An 11,810-nucleotide genomic window follows, 5' to 3' on the forward strand; every position below is an offset into this window, starting at 1 on the left:
ATCACAAATCAATTTATACCATAAACCGATTTGTTTAGATGTCGAGATAAGAAGTTTTCACGCACATAATGCCCTTTATCATGCGTTTGCGATAGCGAATATTCTTTGGATTCAAATGTAAACTGACCCGCAACCGGCTGGCAGGATTCCACACCCCGCACATTTACGATAGATATAGCGTGCAAACTATACGAGTAGATACGCCTTCAGCACGATATGACGTCTTCGCGGGCAGCGACCTTCTTGCCACGCTCGGCTCCCGCATCGAGCGTGTGACAGGCCGTCTTCCGCGCCGCGTCTTTGTCCTCACTTCACCCGAAATCTGGGCGCTCTGGGGCGAACCGTTGAGCCAATCCTTCGCTCAACCGCCCATCGCTCTTTTTCTCCCAGCCGGAGAAAAGCACAAAACGCTCTCCAGCGTGGAGCGCCTCGCCCGCCAGATGATCGAAGCCGGCGGCGACCGTGGCTCGCTGCTCATCGCCTTCGGCGGCGGAATCGTCGGCGACGTCGGCGGATTCCTCGCCGCCATCTTCATGCGCGGAATCCCCTACATCCAGGTCCCCACCACATTCCTCGCGCAGGTTGACTCCTCCGTCGGCGGCAAGACCGGCGTAAACCTGCCCAATGGCAAAAACCTCCTCGGCAGCTTCCATCATCCGCTCGCCGTCTTTGCAGACACCCACGTCCTCGGCACGCTCAGTGAGCGCGAGCTGCGCGCCGGTCTCATGGAAAGCGTGAAAGCCGGCATCATTCGCGACCGCGCGCTCGTTCGCTACATGGATGAGCGCGCGGAAGACGTACTGGCCCGCGATCCGAAAGCGCTCGAAAAAGTCATCGCGGCATCCATCCGCATGAAGGCCGATGTTGTCAGCCGCGACGAGCGCGAAAGCGGCCTGCGCATGATTCTCAACTTCGGCCACACTCTCGGCCACGCCATTGAGCAGGTCACACGCTACAAGGTTCTTCTGCACGGCGAAGCCGTCGGCTGGGGAATGATCGCCGCGCTCTACATCGCTGGCCTGCGCGGAACCATCACGCGCGCGCAATCGGATCGTATGGAAGCGTTGATTCACCACTACGGCGCTCTACCGCTATTTGAGGCAAGTGCTGCAAAGCTCGTCGCCGCCACCGGCGCGGATAAAAAGAACATCGGCGGCATCCGCCGCTTCGTTCTCCCCATCGGCATCGGGGACGCAGGCGTAGTGGAAGACGTCACCGTCAGCGAACTACGCGAGGCCGCCGAGTACATGCTCTCGCAAGCTGAGCCTCCTGCTGGAGCGGAGCAGAAAAAGTAATGGCAAACACCGGCGCAAAACCCGCAGGCGCGCAAGACGAAGCCAGTGCCGCGCAGGCCGTGCAGGCCATGTTCAACTCCATCGCGCCGCGCTACGACCTGCTCAACCATGTCCTCTCCGCCAACGTGGACCGCATCTGGTGGAGCCGCGCCGCCCGCCGCTTCCACGACATCCTTGCACAGCCTGACTCCGCCATCCTCGACATCTGCTGCGGCACCGGCGACATGACCCTCGCGCTGCTCAAGCATCGTCCCGCCGGCTCTCGCCCGATCCTGGCAGCGGATTTCGCACGCGCCATGCTCACCCGCGCCGAAGAAAAATTCGCGGCACGCGATTCAAGCCAGCCCACCGCAACCACCCTCGAAGCCGACGCCCTCCATCTCCCGCTGCAATCCGGCTCGCTCGACCTCGTCGTCAGCGCCTTCGGCTTTCGCAACCTGGCCAACTACGACGCCGGCCTGCGCGAATTCCACCGCGTGCTCAAGCCCGGCGGCCTGCTCGGCATCCTCGACTTCAGCGAACCCGGCGGCCTGCTCGGCAAACTCTACGCCATCTACTTCCGCCGCATCCTGCCGGCCATTGGTCGTGCCATCACCGGCCAAACAAGCCCTTATCAATATCTTCCCGAGTCCGTCGGCAACTTCCCCGCCCCTCCACGCATGCTCCAGATGATGCACGAAGCGGGCTACATCGACTGCGCCTGGCAGCCTTATACCTTTGGCATCGCTGGTCTATACACTGGCACTCGTCCTAAAGATGAAAGCGCGAAGCGCTCGTAGTAGGCTGAACAGGCATGACTTCGTCAGCGCCCAGCCTCGCATCCGTCACCGCTGAAAAGCGGCGTGTGGCGCTTTATTCCATTCTCGGCGCCACATGCATGACGCTGCTCAAGCTCCTGGTGGGCCTGCTCTCCGGCTCGCTCGGCGTGCTCTCCGATGCCGCGCACTCTGCCATCGACCTCGTCGCCGCCGTTCTCACTTTTTTCTCCGTGCGTGTGGCGGATAAGCCTGCGGACGAAGATCACACCTACGGCCACGGCAAAATTGAAAACGTCTCCGCCTTCATTGAAGCCGGCTTGATGGCCGTCTCCTGCGTATGGATCATTTCAGAGGCGCTCAGCCACATTGCGCGTCACACTATTCAGCTGCACCACTCCATCTGGCCGGCGCTCGTGCTGCTCGCTTCCATCGCAGTGGATTACTGGCGTTCGCGCCAGTTGCGCGAGGTGGCGAGGCGCACTGGATCGCCCGCGCTTGAAACCGACGCCTTCCACTTCGCATCCGACATCTGGGCCACGATCGCTGTTCTCATCGGCCTGGGCGCAAGCTGGGCCGGCGCTCGCTTCGGCATTCCCTGGCTGGAATTTGCCGACCCATTCGCGGCTATTGTTGTTTCGCTCATGATCCTGCGTATGACAATCCATCTCACGCGCAAGACAATCGCCGCTCTGATCGATGAGATTCCCGCTGAAACCCGCCAGCGCGTCATTCACGCGGCCGCGGGCGTGGATGGCGTACTGGCCGTTGAGCAGGCGCGCGTGCGCCGCTCCGGCGCATCTTACTTTGCCGATCTCACACTCGCGCTGCCGCGCCGCTTCACCTTCGAGCACACCGGCGAAGTCGTGCGCGCCGCCACGGAAGCCGTCGATCGCGCACTTCCAGGCACAGACGTGGTGATTCACACCGTCCCCCGCGACCCCGGCACTGGGAACATCTTTGATCGCGTGCGCACTGTAGCTGCGCGCAACAACGTCTTCGTGCATGAGCTCAGCGTGCAATCGCATCATGGAAGGCTGCGCGTGGAACAGCACGTCGAGCTCGATGAGCGCTTGCCTCTCATCGAGGCCCATCGCTTCGTCACGGCGCTTGAAGAAGAAATCCTGCATGAAGCGCCGGAAATTGACTCCGTGCTCACCCATATTGAGAGCGAGCCGGCAACTATCGAGCAGCCCGAAGAAATCGTGCTCGACGATCAGCGCATTGAGCACGCCCTGCGCTCCGCCGCGACGCAGTTCCCGGAGATCATCGATGTGCATCAACTCACAGTGCTGCGCGTCGGCGACCATATCGATCTCTCCTGCCACTGCACGCTGCCCGATGCGCTGCCAATGGGCCACGTGCATGAGATCATCACAGCGCTTGAAGATCGCCTGAAGCAGGAATGCCCGGAGGTGAACCGCATGACCATTCACCCCGAGCCGGCAACGGAAAATACAAGATAAGAGGATGACCGCAATGAATGTGTACAGCGACTGGAAGCACGACAGCACGTATGAAGCAGTCTCAGAAAGCAACAAGATCGTCTTCGATACCGACAGCGCCCACGCACATGGCGCAAGCCCTGTGCAAGCCGTGTTAATGGCGCTCTGCGCATGCACTTCGGTCGATGTCGTGAGCATCCTCAAAAAGAAGCGGCAGGAAATCACCGGCCTTCGCGTCTCCGCGGAAGCGGAGCGCGCTCCAGACCCGCCGCAGGTCTTCACAAAGATCTTGCTCACCTACACCATCCACGGCAAAGTAGATCGCAAAGCTGCGGAAGACGCCGTTTCGCTTTCAAAGAACAAATACTGCTCCGTCTCGAAGATGCTCGAATGCAAAGCTGAGATTGGCTACGAGATCGTTCTCCCCGATGGAGAGCCGGAAGCATAAACCCGGAGCCTCACGCATGAGTCCACAAATCGTCCATCCCGTCGTCGGCTTCTTCCGCGTGGCATCGGTCATCCTGCTGGTGGTCGCTGTGGGCCTTCTTGCGGCCATCACCACCATGCACTTTGCCATTCACGGCGCGGAGGTGCAGGTTCCCACGCTCAAAGGCATGACGGTTGCGGACGCGCGCAGCCAGGCTGCGGGCCTCGGCCTCAACCTCGATGTGGACAACCGCTACTTCTCTTCCGACGTGGCCGCCGGCCACATCCTCACCCAATCGCCCGCGCCGGGAACCGTGGTGCGTCGTGAATGGCACGTGCGCGTCGCTGAAAGCCTCGGGCCGCAGCAGGTGGATGTGCCCGACACCATCGGCATGGATGAGCACCTCGCCGCGCTCAAGCTGCGCCGCGTAGGCCTCACCGTAGGCGCAACGGCTCGCCTGCCCAATGCGAAAATCCCGGAAGGCACCGTGCTCGCGCAGGATCCTCCCGCACACGCCAAAGGCATTGAAGGCCCAAGCATCAATCTTCTCGTCGCCGCCCCACCGGATGTAGGCGCGGACGGCTTTCTCATGCCCGATCTGAAGGGGATGACGCTTGAGTCAGCTCAAACGCAACTGGCGCACGTGGGCCTCACCGCAGCGCCGCCCACTTTCATGGAGATGGATGTTCCACCCGTCGGCCCGGATGGCTCTGCGGTAAAGCCGCCCGTTGCGCCAAACACCGTAATTCTCCAGCAGCCGCAGCCCGGCGCGCGCGTGGATGCAAACACGCTCGTCAGGCTCACCGTCGCGCGATAGAGCAGAATCAGCACAACAGGGCCTGGCCGCTAAGACGCCGGATCGGATCTTTTTTAAGAAAAATCCAACTCAGCGCGGGTTTGAGCGGCTACACCCATGCTGATTCTGTCGTATATGCGCATCGTAGAAGCGGCCTGGAGCGTCAAACGAATAGGCATGACAGTTGAGTCGAGCAAAGAATCCAAAACTCCGCAGCCCGATGGCATTTCGCACGCATGGCGCGCATTAAAGCATAGAAATTTCAGACTCTTCTTTGGCGGCCAGAGCATCTCGCTCATCGGTACGTGGATGACGCGCATTGCTACCTCGTGGCTGGTGTACCAACTCACAAAGTCCCCCTTGATGCTGGGGTTAGTGGGCTTTTCGGGCCAGATTCCCTCTTTCCTCTTCGCGCCGCTCGCCGGAGTCATCGTAGACCGCATGGACCGGCGCAAAGTCCTCCTATGGACCCAGGCGCTCGCCATGCTTCAATCGCTGCTGCTCGCCGCTCTCACTCTCGCCCATCGCATCAACGTTACGGAGATTCTTCTCCTCAGCGTCATGCAGGGCATCATCAACGCCTTTGACATGCCTGCGCGCCAGTCCTTCATGATCCGCATGGTTGAGGACCGCGCCGACCTGCAGAATGCCATCGCGATCAACTCATCCATGGTCAACGCCGCGCGCCTCATCGGTCCGTCGCTCGCCGGAATCCTCATCGCCGCAACCAATGAAGGCTGGTGCTTCCTCATCGATGGCGTAAGCTACATCGCCGTCATTGCGTCGCTGCTCATGATGCGGATTCGCCATGAAGAGCTGCAGGCTCACGGCACCACCATGGCCGAACAGCTTCGCCAGGGATGGGAATACGTGACGCAGTCCGTGCCCATCCGCAACATCCTCATGCTTTTTGCCTTGCTCAGCCTCATGGGCTGGCCCTTCATGGTGCTCATGCCGGTCTTTGCCGCAGAGGTGCTCAAAGGCGGCGCGCACACGCAGGGCTTCCTCATGGGCGCAGTCGGCGTCGGCGCACTCGCTTCCGCTCTTGTGCTCGCAGTCCGCAAATCCGTACGCGGGCTTACCAAAATCATTCCCATCGGCGCCTGCGTCTTCGGCATCGGGCTCATCGCCTTCGGCTTCTCGCATAGCCTTTGGCTCTCGCTGCCCATCATGCTCGTCACGGGATTCGGCATGATGCAGGGCATCACCTCCAGCAACACCATTCTGCAAACGCTGGTGGATGAAAAGATGCGCGGCCGCGTCATGAGCTACTACACCATGGCCTTCGTCGGCATGGCTCCATTCGGCAGCCTCTTCGCAGGCGCGCTGGCGCGCGCGGTCGGCGCGCAGAACACGGTCATCGTCAGCGGCATCGCCTGCATCTGCGGCGCCATCTGGTTCTTCACGCGGCTCCCCCGCATCCGCAAAGAGATACGTCCCATCTATGAACGGCTTGGCATCATCCCAATCCGGCAGCCCGCCTTGGTAGAAGAGGCCGCCGAAAATTAAACAGTTACCATGAGTAGGTCAAGGAGATGCAGCCATCATGAGCTTGCAGTCGGACTTCGAACACATCGCATTACAGGAACGCGAACTCACGCTCCCCAGGTTCAACACGGAGATTGCCTGGGAACTCGGCTCATACCTGCGGCAACTGGCGCATGAACGCAAGCTTGGTGTCGTCATCGACGTGCGCCGCATTGGTCAGCCGCTCTTTTATGCCGCTCTCGAAGGCACCACTCCCGACAACGTCGATTGGGTGCGCCGCAAGAACAACGTCGTCGAGCGTTTCCACATCAGTTCCTATGCCGCCGGCATCAAGGAAAAGATCAAAGGCCACTCTCTCATTGAAACGCAAGGCCTTTCAATAGCCGATTACGCAACCCATGGCGGCGCATTTCCGCTGCGCGTCACCGGCGCAGGCATCGTAGGCATCGCCACAGTATCCGGCCTGCCCATGCGCGCCGATCATGAGTTAGTCATTGAAGCCCTCTGCGCCCTGCTTGGCCGCGACTATGCGGAACTGAAACTGCCAGCCGAGTAATCCCTCACGCAAGCTTTTCCATCAGTGCAATAAAGAACCCATCCGTACCGAAATCGCCCGGAAATAGGCGCAGGAAACCATCCGCGGAAGTGCTCTTGAATAGCTTCTCAGCGCCGTCTGCCGTGACTATAGCCTTTTCGCGTAGTTGCACAACGCGCACGGCAAGCGAAACAAGCCTCACTCCCGGCATCTGCGCAAGCACCGCGTGAACTACCTGCTCATTCTCCTCCGGCTCCAGCGAGCAGGTCGAATACACAATCATCGCGCCCCGCCGCGCTACGCGCAGAGCCGTTGCAAGAATCGCCCTCTGCCGCTCCGCCTGCCGCGCAAAGTCCTCCGGCTCCAGCCGATGCCGAATCTCAGGATTCCGCCCTAGCGTCCCCGTGCCGCTGCACGGCACATCCGCAAGCACAAGATCGAACGCGTCCCGCTCCGCGAGCTCCGTCGCATCCACCTGCCTGCATTCCACGCGACTCCCCAGCGAAGCAAGCCTCTTGCGCAGTGCGGCACACCGCTGCGGATTCACCTCACAGGCAATCATCTGCGCCTGCGGATTTCGTTCCGCAAGAATCAGCGTCTTGCCTCCCGGCGCGGCGCACGCATCAAGGATCTCCGCGCCATTGCCCGCAATCTCCGCCACAAGCTGCGAACCCTCATCCTGAATCCGCACGCGTCCATCGCGGAACGCCTCCATCGCCATCACATCGCCGGATAAGATCTTGCGTGTTGCCGTCAGCAATAGTCCCGGAGTAAACCTGACTCCCGCATCCACAAGCTCCGCCTCAGTCCCGGCCCCCTGAATGCGAACGCTCATCTCTGGTTGCAAAAGGCCGCTCCTGCAAATCGTCTCAGCCTTCTCCACGCCAAAGGATCGCATCCAGCGCGTCACCATCCACGTGGGATACGCGGCCTTCGGGTCATCGTCGCGTATGCCCGCATCTCCAGCCGCCAGCTTTCGCAGCACCGCATTCACCATGCCGGAAGCGAACCGATGTCCCGCTGATTGCGCAAGCTCCACGCTCTCATCAATCGCGGCATGAGCCGGAATCCGGTCCATCATCAGCAGTTGAAACACGCCCAACCGCAGCGCGATCAGTACCTCAATATCAAGCTTCGCGTTTGGCCGCTTCAGCAGCGGCCGAATGCGGTCATCGAGCGCAATCTGCCATCGCAGCACGCCCAGCACCAGCGCCGTAGCAAGATTTTTATCCGATGCGGAAAGCCGCGAGACGGATTTTCTCCGCAGAAGATCGTCCGAATGGCCGCGTCCATTCTCTACCGCAAGCAGAACCTCGAAAGCTGCCTTGCGTGCCGGCGAGATTTTCTCGAGCGTATGTGCCATGCGCTTAGCCTAACCGCAAACTCGCGTGCGCCTGTTGCAGTCCACGCAAAAACTCAGCCGCGGCAATGCGCCTCTTGCCTTCCAACTGCACTTCCAGCAATTCCAGCCGCGTATTCTGCGCGCAGGCAACAAGCATACGCTTGTCCTTCACAATCACAACACCCGGATCGGCAATCACCGCCGGCTCATCCGCCACACTTATATGATGCACAATCAGCTTCTTCCCCTCGAACGAAGTAAAAGCTCCCGGCCAGGGCTGAAAACCGCGCCAGCGATTCACAAGCTCCATCGCACTCCGCGCCGCAAAATCCATCCGCCCATCCTCGCGCTCTAAAATCGGCGCAAGCGTAGCCTTCGCATCGTCCTGCACCTGCGGTTGGATGCTTCCCGCATCGAGCCCCGCAAGCGTCTCCACCACCAGCGGCGCGCCCTGCACAGCCAGCAAATCAAAAAGGTCCGCCGCCGTCTGCTCCGGCGCAATCGGCAACGATTGCTGCAATAGAATCGGCCCCGTATCAAGCCCTTCTTCCAGCAGCATCGTCGTGTTGCCGGTCTTCGTTTCGCCCATCGCCACTGCCCACTGAATCGGCGCAGCCCCGCGATACTTCGGCAGCAGCGACGCATGAAGATTGATGCATCCAAGCCGCGGCAGCGCCAGCATCCACGGCGGAATGATCCGCCCATACGCGACAACCACAATCGCATCCGGCGCAATCGCCTCAAGCAGCGCGCGAAACTCCACGTTGTTGCGAATCTTGTCCGGCTGCGTCACCTGTAATCCTGCCGCCAGCGCAGTCTGCTTCACCGGCGGCGCATGCAACTCCTGCGCGCGCCCCACAGGCCTGTCCGGCTGCGTCACCACCAGAGGAATCTCGTGCCCCGCCGCAATCAGCGCCTCAAGCGTAGGCACGGCAAACTGTGGAGTGCCGCAAAAAACTAGCTTCATGTCTTGCTCCTGAACCCCTATGCCGACCAACGGAAGGCCCACTGCAGTCGGAGCGGCGCGCGAAGCGCGCGGTTGCCTGGACGGCCAATCCTCCTACCAGGTGCCTTCGCGCTGCGCCTTGCGAATCCGGCGCACAATGATGTCGCGCTTCAGCCCGCTCATGCGAAAGATGAACAGCACGCCGTCAAGATGATCAATCTCATGCTGAAATGCCCGCGACAGCAGCTCCTCGCCATCCCTCTCAAACCACTTGCCATACTCGTCCTGCGCGCGCACAGTCACCTTCGCCGCGCGCTGTACCTTCTCGTGAATATCAGGAAAACTAAGGCAGCCTTCTTCTTCGTACTGCTTGCCTTCGCGCCCAATAATCTCCGGATTGATCAGCACCAGCTTCTCTTCCGGATTCTTCCCGCTGCTCAGGTCAATCACCGTGATGCGCTTGGAGACAGCCACCTGCGGCGCAGCCAGCCCAATCCCCTTGGCCGCATACATCGTCTCAAAGAGATCGGCCACAAAGCCGCGCAGCTCATCATTGAATTCAGTGATAGGTTCACCAGGCTGCTGCAGCACCGGTTCCGGATATTTAACGATCTTCAATGCCATTGTTCTCTGGTAGAAAGAACTACCCCTTTCTTCTTCTCCATTCTATTTATTCCAGGATTTGCCGAACATAAGAGATGCCAGGAAGACAGGGGTATTGCTTGATTTCCTTTTTCAACCTTCCAATCGTTGAAAACCTGCTCTGCCTTTTGCACTAAGGCAAAAGCGTCTGCCGGATCGAACTGTTTCAGAACATCGTAATCCGCCGAGTAACGCGCTTCCTGAAGTTCCCGGAAGCCATTCGCAATCGAAGCAAGTTCTCGTGATACGGGCTGAGGCAGCGGAACGTCGCCCGGAAGGTCTTTGATACGGCTGGCGCCCTCCAGCGAAAATGCCTTCGCCACTTTCAGCATTTGCGTATGTTCCAACGCCCTCTGCGTCCGCTCACGAAGCCCCGACGGCGAAGCAGGACTCACCTGCCCTGATACCTCTTCCGCCAGCAGATGGAATACCGCGTAATACGCAGTTGAAATAGCCCGTCGAATACCGGCCTGGGAAATCGTTTCCGGATCAAGACTCGCAATAAAACGAGCGTGTTCGAGCAATTCTTCAGCTAGCGACATCCAGTTCCCTTTGCGCTTCTCCCGCACGCACATAGATCCAACGATCCAGATCGAGCCCGATCAACTCCCGCCTGACTTCATCGAGAAATTCGTTCAACTCCGCGATCTTCTTCTCGGAAAGGCGCCCATTCTCGTAAAGGTAATCCCGATCCGCCAGAAAACGCACGAAAATCGACGGATTTCCGTCATGGTCTTCCCCGGACTCCACATCGTAATGCACGATGTAGCAAGGGTAAGAGTTGCCCTTGGAATTTTTCTTCCGCCACTCAATCACCCGACGAACAGGGCGTGCTTCATCGACATAGACAAGCCGATGCCAGGGAATTCCAGGTAAATCAAAGCCGGTCTGTTCCTGCTTTAGGTCCACAGTGCCAAGCGAACCTTCCGACGTGCGAACATTAGGATTCGGATGCTTCTCACCGGGCTGATAGACGCGCTTAATCCTGAATATGCCAGGGCGTCCTTCAACCCGTACCTCCTCGCCTTGCACCGGATCAAAATTCACATCCACCATACGTCCTCCACGCCAATATGATTGTATCGGCGAACCGACTCAACCGACGACTTAGAATTTCCTGATCTGCTCAATATACCCATCAAAGTTCCGCTTCATCTCAAGCGCGCTGTCTCCGCCAAACTTCTGCTGCGCCAGGCTCGCAATCGTCATCGCCACCATCGCCTCCGCCGCCACGCCAGCAGCCGGCACCACGCAGATGTCGCTGCGCTCATAGCTTGCGCTCGTTGTCTCCCGCGTATCAAAGCGAACCGACTCAAGCGGCCGCCGCAGCGTCGAAATCGGCTTCAGATAGCCGCGCACCACAACGTCCTCGCCATTCGAAACGCCGCCTTCCACTCCGCCCGCATTATTCTGCTCACGGGTAAAGCGCGTGGGCTTGCCGTTCGTGGCCGGATCATTTTCAGCCGCGTAATGGATCGCATCATGCACCTGCGAGCCAAAGCTCTCAGCAGCTGTCACACCACGGCCAATCTCCACAGCCTTCACCGCCTGCAGGCTCATCACGCTCCACGCCAGCAGCCCATCCAGCCGCTCATCCCACGTGGCATACGTACCCAATCCTGCAGGTACGTTGTGAACCACTACCTCAAACACGCCGCCCACCGTATCGCCCGTGCGCGAAACCTTCTCAACCTCTTCCTTCATGCGAGCTTCCGTCTCGGCGTCCACGCAGCTCAGCAGCACATCGTCCTTCGCAGCCACGGCAACAATCTCATCCCACGCAGCCGCGCGCTTTAGCTCCACATGACCCACATGACCCACCCGAATTACATGACTCAATATCTCAATGCCCAACTCGCGCAGCATCAGCTTGGCAAACGCCCCAGCGGCCACGCGCGCTGTCGATTCACGCGCCGAAGCCCGCTCCAGCACATACCGCGCATCGGGAAAGTTGTACTTGAGCGCACCCGCCAGGTCCGCATGTCCCGGCCGCGGAGAAGCCACAGCCTGGTGCTTTGCCGGATCGCCCGCCTCCACCGGCAGCTTCTCTTCCCAGTTCTTCCAGTCGCGGTTGATAATCTCAATCGCCACCGGCGAACCAATCGTCTTGCCGTGCCGAACACCTGAGAGGATATGCGC

13 protein-coding genes are annotated in these 11,810 nt (G+C 59.8%); 7 read left to right on the forward strand and 6 right to left on the reverse strand.

The window, feature by feature from the left end; all coding sequences use genetic code 11:
• Positions 1–179: 179 nt before the first annotated feature.
• The 7 genes from aroB (at position 180) to ABSG47_RS17985 (ending at position 6,762) form a co-directional block, all read left to right on the forward strand.
• Positions 180–1,295 (forward strand): 3-dehydroquinate synthase, encoded by a 1,116-nt coding sequence (aroB, locus tag ABSG47_RS17955; protein ID WP_424171079.1) that lies wholly within the window; start codon positions 180–182, stop codon positions 1,293–1,295.
• Positions 1,295–2,074: a ubiquinone/menaquinone biosynthesis methyltransferase gene (locus tag ABSG47_RS17960; RefSeq protein ID WP_424171080.1), complete on the forward strand. Its 780-nt coding sequence runs from the start codon at positions 1,295–1,297 to the stop codon at positions 2,072–2,074. The genes aroB and ABSG47_RS17960 overlap by 1 nt, the downstream gene beginning before the upstream one ends.
• Before the next feature lie 14 nt (positions 2,075–2,088).
• Positions 2,089–3,516 carry a cation diffusion facilitator family transporter gene (locus tag ABSG47_RS17965; protein ID WP_424171081.1) on the forward strand — a complete coding sequence of 476 codons (1,428 nt, stop codon included), beginning with the start codon at positions 2,089–2,091 and terminating at the stop codon, positions 3,514–3,516.
• Positions 3,517–3,529: 13 nt separating this feature from the next.
• The gene (locus ABSG47_RS17970) at positions 3,530–3,943 is read left to right on the forward strand and encodes an OsmC family protein (protein WP_424171082.1); all 414 of its coding nucleotides are present in this window, start codon (positions 3,530–3,532) and stop codon (positions 3,941–3,943) included.
• Positions 3,944–3,959: 16 nt separating this feature from the next.
• Entirely contained in the window at positions 3,960–4,739 is a 780-nt protein-coding gene (locus tag ABSG47_RS17975) for a PASTA domain-containing protein (protein WP_424171083.1), read from the forward strand.
• Between the two features lie 96 nt (positions 4,740–4,835).
• The gene (locus ABSG47_RS17980; RefSeq protein WP_424171084.1) at positions 4,836–6,227 is read left to right on the forward strand and encodes an MFS transporter; all 1,392 of its coding nucleotides are present in this window, start codon (positions 4,836–4,838) and stop codon (positions 6,225–6,227) included.
• 37 nt (positions 6,228–6,264) lie between these two features.
• Entirely contained in the window at positions 6,265–6,762 is a 498-nt protein-coding gene (locus ABSG47_RS17985) for a heme-degrading domain-containing protein (protein ID WP_424171085.1), read from the forward strand.
• Between the two features lie 4 nt (positions 6,763–6,766).
• Here the strand turns inward: ABSG47_RS17985 and ABSG47_RS17990 are convergent, their stop codons facing one another.
• The 6 genes from ABSG47_RS17990 to aroC all read right to left on the reverse strand — a co-directional run.
• Positions 6,767–8,104: a transcription antitermination factor NusB gene (locus ABSG47_RS17990; protein ID WP_424171086.1), complete on the reverse strand. Its 1,338-nt coding sequence runs from the start codon at positions 8,102–8,104 to the stop codon at positions 6,767–6,769.
• Between the two features lie 4 nt (positions 8,105–8,108).
• The gene (gene fmt, locus ABSG47_RS17995) at positions 8,109–9,050 is read right to left on the reverse strand and encodes a methionyl-tRNA formyltransferase (RefSeq protein WP_424171087.1); all 942 of its coding nucleotides are present in this window, start codon (positions 9,048–9,050) and stop codon (positions 8,109–8,111) included.
• A 93-nt stretch (positions 9,051–9,143) separates the two neighbouring features.
• Positions 9,144–9,653 carry a peptide deformylase gene (gene def / locus ABSG47_RS18000; RefSeq protein WP_424171088.1) on the reverse strand — a complete coding sequence of 170 codons (510 nt, stop codon included), beginning with the start codon at positions 9,651–9,653 and terminating at the stop codon, positions 9,144–9,146.
• The gene (locus ABSG47_RS18005; protein ID WP_424171089.1) at positions 9,644–10,240 is read right to left on the reverse strand and encodes a hypothetical protein; all 597 of its coding nucleotides are present in this window, start codon (positions 10,238–10,240) and stop codon (positions 9,644–9,646) included. Before ABSG47_RS18005 ends, def begins: the two co-directional genes overlap by 10 nt.
• Positions 10,200–10,727, reverse strand: coding sequence for a hypothetical protein (locus ABSG47_RS18010; RefSeq protein ID WP_424171090.1), 528 nt, complete (start codon positions 10,725–10,727; stop codon positions 10,200–10,202). The genes ABSG47_RS18005 and ABSG47_RS18010 overlap by 41 nt, the downstream gene beginning before the upstream one ends.
• A 51-nt stretch (positions 10,728–10,778) precedes the next feature.
• Positions 10,779–11,810, reverse strand: a 1,032-nt coding sequence (gene aroC / locus ABSG47_RS18015) for a chorismate synthase (RefSeq protein ID WP_424171091.1), incomplete at its 5' end; no start/stop codon positions are given.

This window comes from Occallatibacter sp., assembly GCF_049510455.1.
Classification (GTDB): domain Bacteria; phylum Acidobacteriota; class Terriglobia; order Terriglobales; family Acidobacteriaceae; genus Telmatobacter.